General features: G+C 37.6%; 17 protein-coding genes. 9 read left to right on the top strand and 8 right to left on the bottom strand.

Annotation, left to right across the window (positions count from 1 at the left end; all coding sequences use genetic code 11):
• The first annotated feature begins 67 nt into the window (after positions 1 to 67).
• From ribH to C0430_RS10135, 5 genes are all read left to right on the top strand, one after another.
• Positions 68 to 634, top strand: coding sequence for a 6,7-dimethyl-8-ribityllumazine synthase (ribH, locus tag C0430_RS10155; RefSeq protein WP_290869219.1), 567 nt, complete (start codon positions 68 to 70; stop codon positions 632 to 634).
• A gap of 160 nt (positions 635 to 794) precedes the next feature.
• Positions 795 to 2,669: a DNA mismatch repair endonuclease MutL gene (mutL, locus tag C0430_RS10150; RefSeq protein ID WP_290869216.1), complete on the top strand. Its 1,875-nt coding sequence runs from the start codon at positions 795 to 797 to the stop codon at positions 2,667 to 2,669.
• Positions 2,666 to 3,478 carry a rhomboid family intramembrane serine protease gene (locus C0430_RS10145; RefSeq protein ID WP_290869213.1) on the top strand — a complete coding sequence of 271 codons (813 nt, stop codon included), beginning with the start codon at positions 2,666 to 2,668 and terminating at the stop codon, positions 3,476 to 3,478. Before mutL ends, C0430_RS10145 begins: the two co-directional genes overlap by 4 nt.
• Positions 3,479 to 3,545: 67 nt before the next feature.
• Positions 3,546 to 4,412: a rhomboid family intramembrane serine protease gene (locus tag C0430_RS10140; RefSeq protein WP_290869209.1), complete on the top strand. Its 867-nt coding sequence runs from the start codon at positions 3,546 to 3,548 to the stop codon at positions 4,410 to 4,412.
• Between the two features lie 53 nt (positions 4,413 to 4,465).
• Positions 4,466 to 5,515 (top strand): endonuclease/exonuclease/phosphatase family protein, encoded by a 1,050-nt coding sequence (locus C0430_RS10135; protein ID WP_290869206.1) that lies wholly within the window; start codon positions 4,466 to 4,468, stop codon positions 5,513 to 5,515.
• 13 nt (positions 5,516 to 5,528) lie between these two features.
• Here C0430_RS10135 and C0430_RS10130 read toward each other — a convergent pair whose 3' ends face one another.
• The 6 genes from C0430_RS10130 to C0430_RS10105 all read right to left on the bottom strand — a co-directional run bounded on the left by C0430_RS10130 (position 5,529) and on the right by C0430_RS10105 (position 10,806).
• Positions 5,529 to 6,155, bottom strand: coding sequence for a WbqC family protein (locus C0430_RS10130; protein WP_290869203.1), 627 nt, complete (start codon positions 6,153 to 6,155; stop codon positions 5,529 to 5,531).
• Between the two features lie 75 nt (positions 6,156 to 6,230).
• Positions 6,231 to 7,784, bottom strand: a complete 1,554-nt coding sequence (gene lepB, locus C0430_RS10125) for a signal peptidase I (protein ID WP_290869198.1) — start codon at positions 7,782 to 7,784, stop codon at positions 6,231 to 6,233.
• A gap of 72 nt (positions 7,785 to 7,856) precedes the next feature.
• Positions 7,857 to 8,561 (bottom strand): 4-hydroxy-tetrahydrodipicolinate reductase, encoded by a 705-nt coding sequence (gene dapB / locus C0430_RS10120; protein ID WP_290869195.1) that lies wholly within the window; start codon positions 8,559 to 8,561, stop codon positions 7,857 to 7,859.
• Positions 8,562 to 8,574: 13 nt separating this feature from the next.
• Positions 8,575 to 9,135, bottom strand: coding sequence for a DUF5683 domain-containing protein (locus C0430_RS10115; protein ID WP_290869192.1), 561 nt, complete (start codon positions 9,133 to 9,135; stop codon positions 8,575 to 8,577).
• Positions 9,135 to 10,034: a ParB/RepB/Spo0J family partition protein gene (locus C0430_RS10110; RefSeq protein WP_290869189.1), complete on the bottom strand. Its 900-nt coding sequence runs from the start codon at positions 10,032 to 10,034 to the stop codon at positions 9,135 to 9,137. The genes C0430_RS10115 and C0430_RS10110 overlap by 1 nt, the downstream gene beginning before the upstream one ends.
• A gap of 4 nt (positions 10,035 to 10,038) precedes the next feature.
• Positions 10,039 to 10,806 carry an AAA family ATPase gene (locus C0430_RS10105; RefSeq protein ID WP_290869185.1) on the bottom strand — a complete coding sequence of 256 codons (768 nt, stop codon included), beginning with the start codon at positions 10,804 to 10,806 and terminating at the stop codon, positions 10,039 to 10,041.
• 246 nt (positions 10,807 to 11,052) lie between these two features.
• Here C0430_RS10105 and C0430_RS10100 point away from each other — a divergent pair, with 246 nt between their 5' ends.
• The 3 genes from C0430_RS10100 (at position 11,053) to C0430_RS10090 (ending at position 14,811) form a co-directional block, all read left to right on the top strand.
• A complete protein-coding gene (locus tag C0430_RS10100; protein ID WP_290869182.1) occupies positions 11,053 to 12,171 on the top strand; it encodes a glycosyltransferase in 1,119 nt (372 codons plus the stop codon).
• Entirely contained in the window at positions 12,168 to 13,250 is a 1,083-nt protein-coding gene (locus tag C0430_RS10095) for a glycosyltransferase (protein WP_290869179.1), read from the top strand. The genes C0430_RS10100 and C0430_RS10095 overlap by 4 nt, the downstream gene beginning before the upstream one ends.
• A 166-nt stretch (positions 13,251 to 13,416) precedes the next feature.
• The gene (locus C0430_RS10090; protein ID WP_290869175.1) at positions 13,417 to 14,811 is read left to right on the top strand and encodes an exopolysaccharide biosynthesis polyprenyl glycosylphosphotransferase; all 1,395 of its coding nucleotides are present in this window, start codon (positions 13,417 to 13,419) and stop codon (positions 14,809 to 14,811) included.
• A 2-nt stretch (positions 14,812 to 14,813) separates the two neighbouring features.
• On the opposite strand, the gene C0430_RS10085 is transcribed toward C0430_RS10090, so the two are convergent.
• Together C0430_RS10085 and C0430_RS10080 are read right to left on the bottom strand one after the other, a co-directional pair.
• Positions 14,814 to 15,947 carry a DUF4105 domain-containing protein gene (locus C0430_RS10085; RefSeq protein WP_290869172.1) on the bottom strand — a complete coding sequence of 378 codons (1,134 nt, stop codon included), beginning with the start codon at positions 15,945 to 15,947 and terminating at the stop codon, positions 14,814 to 14,816.
• A gap of 25 nt (positions 15,948 to 15,972) precedes the next feature.
• Positions 15,973 to 16,959: a PorV/PorQ family protein gene (locus tag C0430_RS10080; RefSeq protein WP_290869354.1), complete on the bottom strand. Its 987-nt coding sequence runs from the start codon at positions 16,957 to 16,959 to the stop codon at positions 15,973 to 15,975.
• A 278-nt stretch (positions 16,960 to 17,237) separates the two neighbouring features.
• Between C0430_RS10080 and C0430_RS10075 the strand changes: the two genes are divergently transcribed.
• A complete protein-coding gene (locus C0430_RS10075; RefSeq protein ID WP_290869169.1) occupies positions 17,238 to 17,948 on the top strand; it encodes a CDP-alcohol phosphatidyltransferase family protein in 711 nt (236 codons plus the stop codon).

Below are 17,948 nucleotides of genomic sequence, written 5' to 3'. Positions count from 1 at the left end.
GAGATTTTAGAGTTTAGATTTTGTATATTTAACAATCTAAAATTTGAAATCTAAAATCTAAAATAAAATGGCAACTATAAATAAAAACTTGTCTGAATACGATAAAAATGCAATCCCAGACGCGAAAAATTTTCGGTTTGGGATTGTTGTTTCAGAGTGGAATGATACCATAACCGAAGGGCTTTTCAAAGGAGCAATCACGGGTCTTTTGGACAATGAAGTTCCATCAGAACACATCATTCGATGGAATGTTCCCGGGAGTTTTGAACTCATATATGGAGCCAAAAAAATGTTGCAAACCCAGAATGTTGATGCAGTAATCGCCATTGGTTGCGTAATTCAAGGGCAAACCAAACATTTTGATTTTGTATGCGAAGGCGTTACCCAAGGCATAAAAGACTTGAATGTACAAACGGACATTCCCGTTATTTTTTGTGTTTTGACCGACAATACTATGCAACAATCCATAGACAGAAGTGGCGGAAAACACGGAAACAAAGGTACAGAAGCTGCTATTGCCGCCATAAAAATGGCGTATTTAAGACATCAAGCTTCGTTTAGTCACCAATTAAACCAACAATTATTGTCTACCGGACCTTTGCAAATCGAAGGTTTGAAGATGCTGGAAGAATAAAACAAAAGATGGAATTTTAAAACCCATACTGTTTTTGATGGTATGGGTTTTTTCTTTTTTTATGATTAATTTAGGTAGCAATCCCAATGTAAATTCCTTAAATTTGTTCCCGTCAGTTTTTAACTGAACACTGATTTCCGAACACTGAACACTATTAAAAATGTCGAGTATCATCCAATTACTTCCCGATCATGTTGCCAATCAAATTGCCGCTGGAGAAGTCGTGCAGCGACCCGCTTCGGTAGTCAAGGAATTACTTGAAAATGCCGTTGATGCTGGGGCAAACGATATCAAATTGATCATAAAAGATGCCGGAAAATCGTTGGTTCAAGTTATTGATAACGGAAAGGGAATGAGCGTTACCGATGCTCGTTTGTGTTTTGAACGTCATGCCACTTCCAAAATCCGCCAAGCCGAAGACTTGTTTTCGCTGCATACCAAGGGATTTCGTGGAGAAGCATTGGCTTCGATTGCCGCGATTGCCCACGTGGAAATGAAAACCAAACAAGATCAAGAAGAATTGGGAACCCATATCGTCATTGAAGGCAGCAAATTTGTGTCACAAGATGTGGCGGTTTTGCCAAAGGGAACTTCATTTGCCGTCAAAAATTTATTTTTCAACATTCCTGCCCGTCGTAATTTCTTGAAATCGGATGTGGTGGAATACCGCCATATTGTGGATGAGTTTCAAAGAGTGGCTTTGGCACATCCCCAAATTTATTTTACGTTTTATCACAACGGAAGCGAAATGTTCAATTTGCAGGCTTCGAGTTTCAGGCAGCGAATTGTCAACGTTTTTTCAGGTAAAACCAACGAGAAATTGGTTCCTGTGAACGAGGAAACCGAAATTGTGAACGTTCAAGGTTTTGTTTGCAAGCCCGAATTTGCCAAGAAAAATAGGGGAGAACAGTTTTTCTTTGTCAATGATCGTTTCATCAAAAGTGGTTATTTGCACCACGCCGTGATGGCAGCTTACGACGGACTCTTGAAAGACGGCTCGCAACCGAGTTATTTCCTGTATCTTCAAGTGCCTCCCAATTCGATAGACATCAATATTCACCCGACAAAAACCGAAATCAAGTTTGACGACGAATCGGCTTTGTATGCCATTTTGCGGGCTTCCATAAAGCACAGTTTGGGACAATTTAACGTGGCTCCCGTTTTGGATTTTGAGCGCGACGCCAATCTGGACACGCCCTACCATTACAAAGATGTGGAAGCGGAAACGCCTACAATTCAAGTGGACAGAAGTTTCAATCCGTTTTCGGAAGAAGACAAACCAAACAAACATTATGCGAATTCGGGTTCCAGTTACAGAAAACCGGAAGTTGCGCCGAGCTGGGAAAGTTTGTATGTGGGCTTGAAACACGACACTGCGGAAGTGGAAACGGTTTCGGTTGAAAACGAGATTTCATTCGAGAATGACGAAGTGACCTCTTCCTTGTTTGATGGAGAAGAAGTGGAGCAAGCGGTGCACAAAACGCACCAAATTCATAAAAAATACATCGTCAATCCGATAAAGTCGGGAATGATCATCGTGGACCAACAACGTGCGCACCAACGTATTTTGTATGAACAATTTTTGACCAACATCACGGTCAATTTGGCGTCGAGCCAGCAATTGTTGTTTCCGTTGCAGTTGTTTTTTTCCAATGGCGAAATGCAGTTGATTACCGAATTGAAACCCTCATTGACCAATACGGGCTTTGTTTTCGAGGAAACCAACGACGACAGCATCGTTATTTCGGGTTTGCCCGTCAATGTTTCCGAGAGTGAAGCTTCTATTGTTTTGGAACAATTGTTGAGCGATTTGCAGGACGGAATTCCGGAAAGCAGTTTCAGCCAGAACGACACGATTGCCAAATCGATGGCACGAAGTTTGGCGGTAAAAACCGGAACCTATTTAACCCAAAAAGAACAGGAAAACTTGGTCAACGGGCTTTTTGCCTGCAAAGACCCCAATGTTTCCCCATTTCATAAACCTACTTTCATCACGATGCGTGTGGAAGATTTAGACAAAAAATTTGCCCTATGATGAACATCACGCCGGTTGTAAAACAACTTTTAATAATTAACATCCTCTTTTTTGTCGGCTCGTATTTTGTGCCGGTGGCTTATGATTTTTTTGCCCTTTATTATCCAGAAAGCGACAAGTTTATGGGTTGGCAATTCATCACCCACATGTTCATGCACGCGCCTTTTCCCAATTTGATGCACATCTTGTTCAACATGTTTGCCTTGTATTCCTTTGGTAGTGCCTTGGAACATTTTTGGGGCGGAAAAAAATTCTTGTTTTTCTATATTTCCTGTGGATTGGGAGCGGCATTGTTGCATACGGGAGTGAATTATTATGAAATACATTCGTTGTTGTCGCAAGTTTCTAGTTTGAATTTGTCCACTTCGGAAATTCATCAATTGTTGAATGCAGACTATGCTTCTCTTTTTGACGAAAAAGGACAGATGATGGCAGGAGAAATTAACTCGATTCTGGAAAGAGTTCACTGTACCCAAGAACAATTTAATGCGATTGCCCAAGCTTCCATAATTTCAAAAGGAACTGTTGTTGGAGCTTCGGGAGCTATTTATGGATTGTTGGTTGCTTTTGCTTTTATGATGCCGAATGCCGAATTGGCTTTGTTGTTTATTCCGGTTCCCATAAAAGCCAAATATTTTGTGCCAGGAATATTGGCTATCGATTTGTTTTTAGGATTCAAGGGACAATCCATTTTTGGTGCAGGAAGTACTGGAATTGCGCATTTCGCTCACGTTGGAGGCGCGTTGACCGGCTTTTTGATGATGTGGTTTTGGAAGAAAAACCAGTTCAACAACAATCGTTGGAACTAACAAAAAGTGTCCAGTATTCAGTACAATGTCCAGTTATTACAGTTGAATCAAAAATCCAAACTCTAAAATGAACAGTATTATAGACGACTTAAAAAGGCAATACAAATTCGGTGGAATGGCCCAGAGGTTGATTTACTGGAATATTGCCTGCTTTTTGGTTTCATTGGTGTTTTTTTACCAATTCAGAGTTGGCGCATTTGATTTTCCAAATTGGGTTGCGCTGTCATCAGAACCTTCCATTTTCATAACGAAACCTTGGACTTTGTTGACCTACGCTTTCTTTCATGATGGATTTGGCCATATTTTTTTCAACATGATTGTCTTAAATTTTTCCAGCACTTTGTTTCTTACGTTTTTTAACCAAAAACAATTGTTGGGATTGTATGTGTTGAGTGCCATATTTGCTGGTTTTATGTTTGTTCTGGGTTATTATTTTTTAAATTTAAATGCTTCCATTGTTGGAGCATCTGGTGCAATTATGGCTATTTTGGTAGCTACCACAACTTACAGTCCTTTGATGAATGTCAGACTCTTGTTGATTGGTAACGTGAAACTTTGGCACATAACACTTGTTATTTTGATAATTGACTTGATGCAAATTCGATTGGACAATTCGGGTGGGCATATTGCCCATTTGGCGGGTGCCTTTTTTGGTTTTGGATTTATCAAATTATTGGAAAACGGTACCGATTTGAGTAAAATAGTTTCATCCATAATAGATTTTTTTGTTAATTTGTTTACAAAATCTCCATCGACACCCTTCAAAAAGGTGCACAAAAATTACAAAAAACCAACGGAAAAGACAGCTTCAAGGATTGTGACAAAAGACAAAACACAACAGCAGATAGACGAAATACTGGATAAAATCAGTCGTTCAGGTTATGATTGTTTGACGAAAGAGGAAAAAGAATTTTTGTTCAAGGCCGGAAAATAAGTATTTAGCCAGCTGTGTCCAGACACAGGTTGTTGCGATGAAATTATAAGAATATGAAAAACCTTTCGTGGTTTAATAAAGGAATGTTTTTTTTGAATATGGTGCTTACCGTATCGACTTTCGTTGCTTATATTTTGCCTTTTTTGGCGCCAAAGGCTTTTCCTTTTCTGGCTGTACTCACCTTGTTTATGCCGTTGTTCTTTGTGTTGAATGGGCTGTTTTTTGTTTATTGGGGAATTCAATTCAAAAAGCGCATGATTTTGTCCGGATTGGTGCTTTTGATGGGCATTACTTTTATCAATAAATTTTACAAATTTTCAGCCAAAGAGTTTCCGTTAGCCGAGAAAGATTTTATTGTGATGAGTTACAACGTGCGTCTGTTCAATGTATTCAAATGGTTGGAAAGAGACGATGTTCCCGATAATATTCTTGCTTTTATCAATGATAAAAACCCGGATATATTGTGTATTCAGGAATATTCAAACTCGGCCAACATTGATTTGAAGGTCTATCGCCATCGTTATATTTTTATGGATGGTAACCAAATTAAAACCGGTCAGGCCATCTTTTCCAAGTTTCCCATTATCGATCAAGGTCATATCGTGTTTCCAAATTCCAGCAATAATGTCGTTTTTGCCGACATCAAAAAAGGAAAAGACATTATCAGGGTGTATAACATGCACCTGCAGTCCATAAAAATTTCTCCTGATGTCAACGAAATAAACGAGAATATCGATGCCATCAATCAAGGTGGAAAATCCCAGAAACTTTTTGCCCGAATCAGCAAAGCATTCAAGCAACAGCAGCAGCAAGCCGAAATATTCAAGGAGCATAAAAAAGACTGTCCTTATCCAATCATTATTTGCGGAGACATGAACAACAGTGCTTTTTCGTACGTGTACCGAAACATAAAAGGGAAATTAAAAGACAGTTTCGAGGAAGCCGGAACAGGTTTTGGAGCGACTTACAAATTTCGATATTATCCAGCCCGAATCGATTATATTTTTGCAGATCAAAACATGACGGTCAAGAAATTTGAAAGTTTTCCCGAATTTGAAAACTCCGATCATTACCCCATAATGGCAAAATTATCGATGGAATAGGGAGTTCAATAAATTATTTTAGAGCCAATTTCTGGTTTTTCAAATAATCCAAAGCATATCTTCCTTCATTAAACAACAAATCCAGAATGCTTAGATTGTTTAAAAATCCATGTTTTTCTTCAAAAACTTGGGTATAAACTTCGAATTTCGAATTGTCTTTTTTTCCATCTGCCAAAGTCCTGAAATCTAAAATGGTGTTCAAATCCACTTCGTGAAAGTATTCGGGCGTGGTGTCGTATTCGAATTTCATTCGCAAACATTTGGAAACCATGTTCATCGCTTCAAAATTCAAATCCAGTAAGAAAGTGTGTTTTTTTTCGAAAATGGGACGAATTTCATCTTCAAAATATTCAAAGAAAGGGGAACTTCGGTAAGCCGCTTCCAATGATTTGAAATGTTGTTTTTGCCAATCAAAATCAGTTTCAATTTTGATATCCTTCGTTTTTTGATGGATTTGTTTGGAATGTTTTACGGGAATATTCAACAACTGAACGCCGTTTGGACTGTAAATATAAGTTCGGTTACGATTGGTTTGTTTCTGGAAATTATCTTCCATTTCGAACACGATTTTTTCAGATTGGGCCATCGCGACAAAATGACTAATCGAAGGAAAGTAGGTGGGAAGTAATAACGCTTTCATTTGTTTTGTTTGTTTCAAGTTTGAAGTTTCAGGTTTTGAGTTGGAACTCTAAACCTGAAACTTGAAACGTTTTATTTATGCTTTATTCTCTTTTCTTTTTTTCCAAAAATATTCACCAACAAAAAAGGCTACCAAAGCAATCAAGAAAAATTTAAAATACGATTGGGGTTGTCCGTCTCCGCCAACGGTCGTGAACAATCTTTCCCAACGGATTTTTCCAAATCCTTTGCCATTTGTGTCCCAACTCATCCATATAAATACTGGTTTTCCCACAATATGATCTGCGGGAACGTAACCCCAGTAACGACTGTCTTCTGATCTGTGGCGATTGTCGCCCATCATCCAATAGTAGTTTTGTTTGAAGGTGTACGTTTTTGTTTTTAAGCCATTGATATAAATGTCGCTGCCTTTAATTTCCAGTTTGTTCTTTTCATATTCGGTAATGATTCGGCTATAAAAAGGCAAAGTCATAAAATTTAGGGCTACCGTTTTTCCTTCTTCTGGAATGTATATTGGACCAAAATTATCGCGATTCCATTTGTTGATATGAGGGAAAATTCCATCTTCGACACCTTTGGATATTTCTCTGGTTACCGATAGAATTCCGGGAACATTTTTTAATCTTTGGGCACTGGCGTCTGTCAATGCACCTACATATAAAGTGTCTCTGGCGTCACTGGTGAATCCTGCGCCGTCGGTCACGTCCATGTCTTTGAACAAATATTCAAAATCTATTGGTGTTTTCCCATCCAAAGCGATTCGGTAGGAATATTGCGGTTTTGCTCTTTCTGGCAAAGCCAATACTTGTCCGTTGATGTACACTATTCCGTCTTTTATGGATAAACTGTCGCCAGGAATTCCCACGCAACGTTTTACATAATTCGATTTTTTGTCAATTGGTTTGATGACTGCTTTTCTTCCAGAACGGTCAAAAAATCGGTAAACGGTATCCGCTGGCCAGTTGAAAACGACAATGTCGGAATGTTTTATTTTTTCGAAAGCTGGCAATCTGAAATAAGGCAATTGAGGCCAATTCAAATATGACTTTCTCTTGGTCAATGGAATCGAATCGTGCACCATTGGCAAAGCGATAGTGGTCATTGGAACTCGGGCTCCATAATTCATTTTGCTCACGAACAAAAAGTCACCAACCAACAATGATTTTTCCAAAGAAGAAGTGGGAATTGTATAAGGTTGCAATACGTATGTGTGAACCAAAGTCGCCACGATAATCGCAAAAAGTAGCGAACTGATGGTATCGGCAGTTTTGTTTTCGGGATTTAAACTTCTGTCGGAAACGTAACTTAGTTTTTGGGTATAATTTACATAACAAATATACAGACCTAAGGTGGCGATTCCTAAAACGGTGTCCAGAGAAGATCGTTTTCCAAAACTTCTCAAGGTTTCTACCCAAATTACCGGGAACATGATCAGGTTAATAATGGGAATGAAGAGCAAAATCGTCCACCAAGTAGGGCGACCAATTATTTTCATCAAAACGATGGCATTATACACGGGAATCGCTGCTTCCCAACGTTTTCTGCCAGCAGCTTCATATAATTTCCAAGTTCCTAAAAAGTGAATTACTTGTACAATCAAGAAAAACACAAACCATTGATATGACGTCATACTATTTACGTTATTAGATTTTTGATATTAGATTTATAATATTTGATATTTTTATGGTCGTATTTCGAATAGCTAACTTTGTATATTCAAAACATCTTTCATTGTAAAAATACCGTGTTTGCCCACGATCCATTCTGCAGCGATTACTGCGCCAAGGGCAAATCCGTCGCGGTTGTGTGCCGTGTGTTTTATTTCAATTGTATCCACCACTGAATTATAGGTTACCGTATGTGTTCCGGGAACATTTTCAGTTCTTACGGCTTCGATATGAATTTGGTTTTCTTTTGCTTCTTTCAATGTCCAATTGGTGTAATCACTATTTTCAATGACACCTTTTGCCAATGAAATTGCGGTTCCACTTGGAGCATCGAGTTTTTGGGTATGGTGAATTTCTTCCATTTCGACGCTGTAAGAACCGAATTTTGACATCATTTTCGCCAAATATTCATTAAGCTCAAAAAAAAGATTTACCCCCAAACTAAAGTTGGAGCTGGAAATAAAAGCACCGTTTTTATCCTTGCAAAGAGCCGCCATTTCATCATAATGTTCTAACCAGCCCGTCGTTCCAGAAATTACGGGAACATTGGCATGAAAACAATTCGAAATGTTTTCCACGGCAACGGCCGGTATGCTAAAATCAATGGCAACATCAGCATTCGAAAGTCCTTCATACGTATTGAATTCGTCTTTTTTCAAAACAATTTCATGACCTCTTTCCAGCGCAATTCTTTCGATTGTCTGTCCCATTTTTCCGTATCCTAAAAGTGCAATTTTCATTTTTTTTTAATTTCTAAAAATTATAGTTAAATGTTAGACCCACATTTGCCTTTAATGTTACATCATTCATGTATACATCTGGTCTCAACGACAAATTTTCATTTACGTTAAATTGTATTAAAGCGGCGTCAACATTGGCGTCGATGATGTTTAACACGTAAAAACCAACCACAAACAATGCCGATAAATCTCGATTTCTTTGGTAAAATTTCTGGGCCGAAATCAATCTGGTTTTATCTAGATAATCAAATTCATCATCAGTGAAACCTTCCAGCCTGCGTTTGTAGGCGTCCCTGTATTGGTGGTATTTTTTGTTGCTGTCAATATAATAATAAAGACTCGTGCCAATTGCTCCGTAAACAACGGGGATTTTCCAATATTTTTTATTGTAAGCTTGTCCCAATCCGGGTAAAACAGCCGAATAAAAGGCTGCTTTTGCCGGTGTCAAAGGGTCAATGTCAATTGATTTCAAAGTGTCTTTTGCCTTCAAGGGAGCATCGGTTTTCTGTTGTGGAAAAACGGAGTTGCTTCCTAAAAACAAGAAGAGTAAACCTATGAAAATGATTTTGTGCACTAGCCTTTTATTAGTTTAATGATTCGGTTGAAGTCTTCTTCGGAGTGAAAGGGAATGGTGATTTTTCCTTTGCCATTTCCGGCCACTTTGACATCGACTTTGGTACCAAAATAGGTGTTGAACGTATTTTTTTCGGTATCGGCAATTTCAAACGAGGCAGCTTTTGCTTTGGTTGCAGGCTTCGGTTTCAAACTTTCTTGATAATTTTTTACCAAAGCTTCCGTGTCACGAACCGAAAGATTTTGGCTCACGATTTTTTGGTAAATATCGGCTTGGATGTCTTGATTTTCGATGTTGATTATCGCTCGACCGTGGCCCATGCTGATGAAACCGTCACGAATTCCGGTTTGGATAATCGGGTCTAATTTTAAAAGTCTCAAATAATTGGCAATCGTCGAACGCTTTTTTCCCACGCGTTCGCTCATTTGTTCTTGTGTCAATTGAATTTCGTCAATCAATCGTTGGTAGGAAAGTGCAATTTCTATTGGATCTAAATCGTGGCGTTGGATGTTTTCCACCAAGGCCATAATCAACGATTCGTTGTCGTTAGCAATTCTAATATAAGCAGGAACCGTAGTCAGTCCGACCAATGTTGAAGCACGTAGACGTCGTTCTCCAGAAATTAATTGGTATTTATTGAAGTCTAATTTTCGAACCGTAATGGGTTGAATTACGCCTAATTCCTTGATGGAAGTAGCTAATTCTTTTAAAGATTCTTCGTTGAAATTGCTTCTGGGCTGAAACGGATTGATTTCGATGGCATCAATTTCGAGTTCGATAATATTTCCAACAACTTTGTCGGCATTTTTATCGGTTACGGATTTTATATCGTTTTCCGGATCTTTCAACAATGCTGATAAACCTCTTCCCAACGCTTGTTTTTTCAGTGCTTTTGCCATAAAACTATTTGCTGTTTTTCTTTATGATTTCGTGGGCCAATTGTAAGTAATTCGTGGCTCCTTTGCTTGTGGCATCATAGTTTATGATGCTTTCGCCAAAACTGGGAGCTTCACTCAATTTCACGTTTCGTTGGATAATGGTTTCAAAAACCATGTCGTTAAAATGTTTTTGAACCTCTTCGACCACTTGATTGGATAAACGCAATCTCGAGTCAAACATGGTCAAAAGCAATCCTTCAATGTCTAAATCCGGATTGTGGATTTTTTGGATACTTTTGATGGTATTCAATAATTTGCCCAATCCTTCCAACGCAAAATATTCGCATTGTATCGGAATTACCACTGAATCTGATGCCGTCAAAGCATTTAAAGTTAACAAACCTAGCGATGGCGCACAATCAATTATGATATAATCGTATTCTTCCTTGATTTCTTCCAAAGCTTTTTTGAGCATGTATTCCCTATTTTCTTTGTCAACCAATTCGATTTCGATGGCAACAAGGTCAATATGGGAAGGAATGACATCCACGTTTGGAGACGCACTTTTAATTATCGCCTCCTTTGGCGTATTGCTGTGCTCCAGAATTTGATAGGTTCCAATTTCGACCGTTTCAACATCAATTCCCAATCCTGAAGTGGCATTTGCCTGGGGATCAGCGTCTATAAGTAATACTTTTTTTTCTAAAACACCTAATGAAGCAGCGAGATTTATTGACGTTGTCGTCTTTCCAACTCCTCCTTTTTGATTAGCAATCGCAATGACTTTACCCATTTATTTTTCTAAATTTTGAACGGTAAAAATACAATTAATTATGGTTTCTGAAAATCTATTTTGTTAACAAATGTTAAGGTTTGATTAGCAGTTGTTTTTTGAAAAATACCGCTCGGGATTTCATCAGTTTTTCGGAGACATTTCTTGAATAATATTGAACATAAATTAAATTTTCCCTTTGATAATGATTAGATTTAGCAATACATTTACCACTAGAAAACTAATCAGCAACTGGATACCGTATAAATGAATTTTGTCATCGTCACTCATGTTCCCCATATTTTGGAGCAAAATCGATATTTTGCTTACGCACCTTATGTTCGGGAAATGAATATTTGGACAAAATATGTTGACAAAGTGATTATTGTTGCTCCTGAATCCAAATCTTCAAAGACCGCAATAGACATTCAATATGAACATGAAAACATTGAATTTGTGGCTGTTGCAAGTTTTAATGTTTTGAATTTGAAATCTATTTTCAATACTGTTTTTCAAACACCCGCAATTTGTAGACGCATTTATTCTGCAATGCAACAGTCCGACCACATTCATTTGCGTTGTCCCGGAAATATGGGTTTGTTGGCAAGTGTAATCCAGATTTTATTTCCAAAAAAGATTAAAACAGCCAAATATGCCGGCAATTGGGATTTAAAATCGAAGCAACCCTTGAGCTATAAATTGCAAAAATGGATTTTGTCGAATACTTTTTTGACTCGAAACATGCAGGTTTTGGTTTATGGCGAATGGGAGGGAAGTTCCAGGAATATCAAGCCGTTTTTTACGGCAACTTACAATGAGGTTGATAAATTTCCTATTGTTTCCAAAGATTTGAAACAACGGATTCGCTTTGTTTTTGTGGGAACTTTGGTAGCAGGCAAAAATCCTTTATACGCTATCCAGATAGTGGAGGCATTATATAAAAATGGCCATAATGTCGCTTTGGCTTTATACGGAGAAGGAATGGAACGGAAAAAATTGGAACAGTATATTCTTCAAAATAATTTAGAAAATTTCATTTCATTGGAAGGAAACCAAACGCAGGACACCGTAAAAAAAGCTTACGAACAAAGTCATTTCGTTATTTTGCCATCCGAAAGTGAAGGTTGGCCAAAAGCCGTTGCCGAAGGAATGTTTTGGGGTTGCGTTCCCGTGGCTACAAAGGTTTCTTGTGTTTCGTTTATGCTGGATTATGGCAAACGAGGCGTTTTATTGGAAATGGATTTGGAAAAAGATGTCAATCAATTGGAAGTTGTTTTAAAAAATGAAATCGATTATCAAATTAAAAGCAAAAAGGCCAGTGAGTGGTCCAGAAAATATACTTTGGATGTTTTTGAGGAAGAAATAAAAAAATTGTTGACACGATGAGAATACTTCAAATCATAGATTCTCTTGAGCCAGGTGGTGCTGAGCGAATGGCAGTAAACTATGCCAATGCTCTTGCCGATACAATAGCGTTTTCTGGATTGGTGGTAACCAGAAAAGAAGGTTCGCTTTTGAATCAAGTCAACGACAAAGTTTCTTATTTGTGTTTGAACAAGAAGCGGACAATTGACTTAAAAGCACTTTTTACTTTGCGAAAATTTGCGATTGAAAACAAAGTGGAAATAATTCATGCTCACAGCACTTCTTTTTTTCTGGCTTTTCTTTTGAAATTATCCTGTCCAGCGGTAAAATTAATTTGGCACGACCATTATGGCGACAGCGAGTTTTTGTCCGAAAGACCTACTTTGGCTTTGCGAATGATGCTGCCTTTTTTTGATGGAATTATAGCCGTGAACCAAAATCTAAAAAACTGGGCGGAGCAGAAAATGCACTTTAAAAATGTTGTTTATTTGCCAAATTTCCCGGGCAAAGAAAATGATGCCTTGAAGATGACCGATTTGAAAGGAATTAAAGGAAAAAGAATCGTGTCTTTGGCGAATTTGAGAGTCCAGAAGAATCATTTTTTGTTGTTGGAAGTAGCCAAAAAAGTGCAAATATCTCATCCCGAATGGACATTTCATTTGGTTGGAAAAGATTTTGAGGATGATTATTCTGGTCAAATCAAGCACCTAGTTTTGGAGTTCAATCTAGAAAACAATGTCTTTATTTATGGTTCGAAACAAGATGTTGAAAATATTCTCGAGCAATCGACAATTGCCATTCTGACTTCACGATCAGAAGGTTTGCCGGTTGCATTGCTGGAATACGGCTGGTATGCAAAACCCATTGTCGTGACTAATGTTGGAGAAATTCCTTTGCTGATTCAAGATGGTGTCAACGGATTGATGGTGGAAACAGAAAGCGCAAAGTCATTTTATGATTCATTGGTTCAGTTGATGGAAAACGAAAACTTGCAAAACGATTTTGGAACAGCACTTCAACAGACCATCAATAACGATTATTCTGAAAAAAGCGTGATACATAAATATGTTGGTTGGTTAAAAGCGTTCCTTTTATCTTGAAACAGTTTTGGGATATTTTTTGGCGCTTTTTCAATTGGAATTAACAAAATATGAGGCGTTTTAAATTAGTTTAACCAAATATAACTGTTGTATGTCGATTTTCTACAGATATCATCAGCGGTTTGTGTAGATTTGTCTTAATAAAATAGAATCAGAAATAGTACTAATGAACAAGAAGAATCAAATACATTTTGAAGTTTCGGAACGGAAAGTGTTGCTGCGAATTTTTGATGTTGTTTTCGTTTTATTGGCATTGTATTTTACGGGAGATGTCTTGGATTTAGAATATCTCAAAGCATCGACAAGGGATTTCCATTATGTGATGGTTCTTGTGCTTTATCTCAACAGTATTGGAACGGTATTCGAAATGTACAGTTTGCAGGTGGCCAGTAATCAATTTCAAGTATTGAAAAGTACTATTCTCACCACCTCAGTCACTGTTTTGTTTTATCTTTTAACTCCCATCTTTTCGGCGGAGTTGCCTTCAAATAGAATTCAAATTGTGCTCTTTTATTTCACGATACTTTTCGCCTTGATTTTATGGAGAACTTTTTATGTCAAGTTTTTGGCTTCCAATAGGTTTGTGCAAAACGTCGTGTTGGTTTGCGATCGGGAACAAGTGGAAGAATTAGTCACGGAACTCGAAAACTCGGACCCTCATTATAGAATTATTGCCTATGTAAACTCCGACAGTGTCAATGACAATCTGCACGAATATCATTTTGTAAAAAATCTTCACTTAGATGATTTGGTGCAATTTGTTAAAGAAAAAAACCTGTTTGAAATTGTCATTGCCTCGCAAAAAACCGAAGACATAACTGTTGAATTGTACCAAAAACTGCTTCATTTGTTGGAATCTGGAACAACAATTCGCGAATATACCCAAGTGTACGAAAACAAAACCCAACGTATTCCCGTACATTACATGACCAGGGATTTTTATAAGTTTTTCCCTTTTAATAGAACCAATAGCAACCAATTGTATTTGTTGAATTTAAAAATTATGGAAACACTAATTTCCATAGTGGGATTATTTTTTGGAATCCTCCTCATTCCTTTTATTTTATTGGGAAATGCCATAGGAAATCGTGGAAAATTATTTTATACCCAGGAACGAGTAGGTAAAAACGGAAAAACATTCCAGATACTCAAGTTCCGGACGATGGTGAACAATGCTGAAAGGGAAGGTGCCGTTTTTTCTACTCCCAATGATAGCAGAGTGACTCCTTTTGGTAAATTTATGCGCAAGACCAGAATCGACGAAATTCCACAATTCATCAATATTCTAAAAGGGGAAATGGCCGTCATTGGACCAAGACCGGAACGTCCTTTCTTTGTTAAGGAAATTGCCGAAATTATGCCTTTTTATGAAACCCGACACGTCATAAAACCAGGCCTTACAGGTTGGGCACAAGTCAATTATTCCTATGGGGAATCAATGGACGACAGTTTGATAAAACTGCAATATGACTTGTATTACATCAAGCATCGAAGTGTTTTTCTGGACTTGAACATTACCATCAAAACCATAAGCACGGTCTTGTTTTATCGCGGGCAATAGTTTTAAATTACCACCGGAACACGCTTGCTATTACGGATTATCATTTTTACCAACAAGGCCAAATTTGTGAGTACAAGTGGCAATACAATCAACAAGTGAATTTTATTCAGCATAAATCCCAGGTAAACAAAGAGAAAAAGGATATTTACCAAAGCTAAATTGATAATCCATTTTTTGTTTTTGGTGTAATGAAAATAAAGCAATACCAGCAACAAAGGATTAAACAACAAGATGTTATAATTATATGCCAACTCTTGGTGAAAAGAATAAAATCCCATAAACCCCAAAAATAGTCCCAAGAAACCCATTGTGGAAAGATATAACAAATCAATGCTTTTCTTGTTTATGACTACAATAAAACCAAGCAGCAACGCAAAAGTATAAAAGTTGTCCCACCAAGATTTTGGCGCTTCCTTCTTGAATTCCAAAAGAGTCTTGCTTTCCTTGCACAATGAATGGTTTTCAAACTGGGTTTGTTCTAAATTTTTGAGCAGTTCGAAAGGCAGAAAGATTCGAGTTCCGTATTCATCCACTTTTTTGCCAAAGATGATGCTGGTGCCCAGTTTTTGATAAAAAAAATTGTCAAAATGAGGATATAAAATCGTTCTGTACGTTTTGTCCGTATCACTTTTTTTTAAAATAACATTGGAACCCAGTGTTTCGTTTAGTATTTCGACAACCATCGAAGTACAGTTTCTGTCGATAAATTTATAAGTGTAATAGCGTCTTTCCGAAGCAAGAACAGAATTCAAATTGTCGAATAATTTTTGTTTGTATGCCAATGGAATAATTAATTCCTGTTCGAAAACGCTTCTTTGTTCGTAAGTGTATTGATTCATAAAATCCGAAAAGGAATGTGCAACGGCAAAATACTGCAAATCTCCTTTGGCAAATTTGGCAACAAAATTAGGCGTGGCAAAATCAAAAGCACCATAATTGTAAACCACATCCAAGTTGTTGTCGGTGTCTGCTATCCTAACGGCCGTGTGCCCAAAAAGCGAATACGATTCGTTGCCGGTATCGCAGGTCATGACGCTCACACGAGCATTTTTTGACAATAGAATGTTTTGTCCAAAGCTGCTTGTTGAAAATATCAAGCATGCGAAAAAGAATAAATTTTTTAATGATGAATTCATTTATAACGGTATAAAAAGAATAAAATTAATTTCTAAAAAGTCCCAAATCCACTTTTACCGAAAAAATATTCGAATACAAAGCAGCACTTTGATTTCCTAAATTGGTCAGGGCATAATCAATTTGAATTCCTTTGTATTGGAATCCCAAACCAATATTGGGTTGAAATCCCACCTTTTCCGTATTGTCAATTTGTTGAATGTTTTGAAAATTTCCAAGTCCGGCTCGCAAAAAAACCAAGTCGGTATAACCAAATTCAAATCCCAATGCCGGATCAATACTTGCAAAATCTGACGAAAAAAGGTCGTTGGTTTTGGTAAAAACCATATTGACATTGGCTGCAGCCAAAAGGCTGTAATCATAGCGAATATTAAATTTTTTGGAAAATCCCAATTGGATTTTTGGAGCCGTAATTTCCGTGCTTTCGGGCAATTCCTGGTTTTGTCCCGGAATGGCATTGGCAATCTTTTTATATTCGGCTTCGTCAATGCTCCATACATTATAGGTCGTGGTGATATCGCGAAGCATCAAGCCAAACATCCAGTCGTTTTTTTCGAATTGCAAACCGGCATCAAATCCAAAACCCCAAGAACTGGCAAATTGTCCAATAATTCGGCGAATCACTTTGGCATTGACTCCATATTGAAATCCGGGAACTTGCAACCTTCGAGCATAGGAAAAAGTAACGCCATAATCGGCTGTGGAAAAAAGGCTGATGCGATTGTAGTCGATGTTGCCTTGGCTGTCGATTAATTCAGTTGTGTTTAAAATATCGTCAACACCAAAACGGATTAGGGAAATTCCCCAAGCGCTTTCATCGTCGATTGGTTTTGCGTAAGCAATATAGTCGTATTGGGCAATATTGGCAAAATAATTGGCGTGCATCAATGATAGTTCATGGTCTTCGAGATGAATCAATCCTGCTGGATTCCAGTAGCCAGAATTCACGTTATTGGTGTGGGAAGTCATGGCGTTTGCCATTCCCAATGCTGCCGCGTCAACGCCAATATTCATGAACTCGTTCGAATACTTTCTGACGGTTTGGGCATACGAACTGGCGCAAATCAAAAGAAGGAAGAATAATGGAGTTTTTTTTAGCATTGATTGTTTCTCGGACCGAAGTATCGTTTAATTTTTTTTCAAAAATATAATTTTTTAATGAGCTTACTCCTCTCTTTGGTCAAATATTGAGAGCCAAAGAACTTGATGTTGAAAATCTCTACTAAAAAACGTACTTCTCATTCACTTATTATACTAAATTTGCGAACTTCGAACATTTAATCTCTTGAACTATGCAAATTAAAAAACACGTCCCGAATATCATTACGTTGCTCAATCTTTTTTGCGGTTGCATTGCCGTAGTTTTTGTGTCGGAATTAAATTTTGAAATGGCTTTTTATTTTGTGTGTTTGGGCATTTTTCTGGATTTTTTTGATGGTTTTTTTGCCAGATTGTTCAAGGTGGCCGGGGAATTGGGTTTGCAATTGGATTCTTTGGCAGATATGGTTACCAGCGGTGTTGTTCCAGGTTATGTAATGTACTGGTTGTTGCAACAAAGCCAAGATCCAGCAACTCCTATTTTGATTTTGCCGTATTTGGGATTCATCATTACTTTAGGGTCTTGTTATCGATTGGCCAATTTCAATATTGATACCCGCCAAACGGATTCTTTCATTGGTTTGCCAACGCCTGCCAATGCCTTGTTTATATTGAGTTTGCCTTTGGTTTTAAAATATTCCGATTCGTTGGTTGTTTTTGATATTTTGACCAATCAATGGATTTTGTTGGCCATCACTTTATTCAGTGCTTACATTTTGAACGCTGAAATTCCTTTGTTTTCCTTGAAAATAAAAGATTTTACGTTTAAGAAAAATGCCCTTCAAATCGTCTTTTTGATTTTGTGTGCAGTGTTGTTGGTTTTCTTCCACTATTTGGCCATTCCGTTGGTTATCGTTACTTATGTTTTGTTGTCGGTTTTCAACAACAAGTTCTTGAAAAAATAG

Source organism: Flavobacterium sp. (assembly GCF_013823965.1).
In the GTDB taxonomy this organism is placed as follows: Bacteria; Bacteroidota; Bacteroidia; order Flavobacteriales; family Flavobacteriaceae; genus Flavobacterium.
The sequence above is the reverse complement of the archived record's forward strand: the minus strand, read 5'-3'. Positions and strand labels throughout refer to the sequence as shown.

What these genes read in the sequence shown, in the direction of transcription:
- C0430_RS10100 (WP_290869182.1), top strand. Translation starts at nt 11,053, where the DNA reads ATGAATTTTGTCATCGTCACTCATGTTCCCCATATTTTGGAGCAAAAT.
- C0430_RS10080 (WP_290869354.1), bottom strand. Translation starts at nt 16,959, where the DNA reads ATGAATATTGGCGTTGACGCGGCAGCATTGGGAATGGCAAACGCCATG.
- C0430_RS10085 (WP_290869172.1), bottom strand. Translation starts at nt 15,947, where the DNA reads ATGAATTCATCATTAAAAAATTTATTCTTTTTCGCATGCTTGATATTT.
- C0430_RS10105 (WP_290869185.1), bottom strand. Translation starts at nt 10,806, where the DNA reads ATGGGTAAAGTCATTGCGATTGCTAATCAAAAAGGAGGAGTTGGAAAG.
- C0430_RS10135 (WP_290869206.1), top strand. Translation starts at nt 4,466, where the DNA reads ATGAAAAACCTTTCGTGGTTTAATAAAGGAATGTTTTTTTTGAATATG.
- ribH (WP_290869219.1), top strand. Translation starts at nt 68, where the DNA reads ATGGCAACTATAAATAAAAACTTGTCTGAATACGATAAAAATGCAATC.
- mutL (WP_290869216.1), top strand. Translation starts at nt 795, where the DNA reads ATGTCGAGTATCATCCAATTACTTCCCGATCATGTTGCCAATCAAATT.
- C0430_RS10075 (WP_290869169.1), top strand. Translation starts at nt 17,238, where the DNA reads ATGCAAATTAAAAAACACGTCCCGAATATCATTACGTTGCTCAATCTT.
- lepB (WP_290869198.1), bottom strand. Translation starts at nt 7,784, where the DNA reads ATGACGTCATATCAATGGTTTGTGTTTTTCTTGATTGTACAAGTAATT.
- C0430_RS10140 (WP_290869209.1), top strand. Translation starts at nt 3,546, where the DNA reads ATGAACAGTATTATAGACGACTTAAAAAGGCAATACAAATTCGGTGGA.
- C0430_RS10090 (WP_290869175.1), top strand. Translation starts at nt 13,417, where the DNA reads ATGAACAAGAAGAATCAAATACATTTTGAAGTTTCGGAACGGAAAGTG.
- C0430_RS10130 (WP_290869203.1), bottom strand. Translation starts at nt 6,155, where the DNA reads ATGAAAGCGTTATTACTTCCCACCTACTTTCCTTCGATTAGTCATTTT.
- C0430_RS10095 (WP_290869179.1), top strand. Translation starts at nt 12,168, where the DNA reads ATGAGAATACTTCAAATCATAGATTCTCTTGAGCCAGGTGGTGCTGAG.
- dapB (WP_290869195.1), bottom strand. Translation starts at nt 8,561, where the DNA reads ATGAAAATTGCACTTTTAGGATACGGAAAAATGGGACAGACAATCGAA.
- C0430_RS10145 (WP_290869213.1), top strand. Translation starts at nt 2,666, where the DNA reads ATGATGAACATCACGCCGGTTGTAAAACAACTTTTAATAATTAACATC.
- C0430_RS10110 (WP_290869189.1), bottom strand. Translation starts at nt 10,034, where the DNA reads ATGGCAAAAGCACTGAAAAAACAAGCGTTGGGAAGAGGTTTATCAGCA.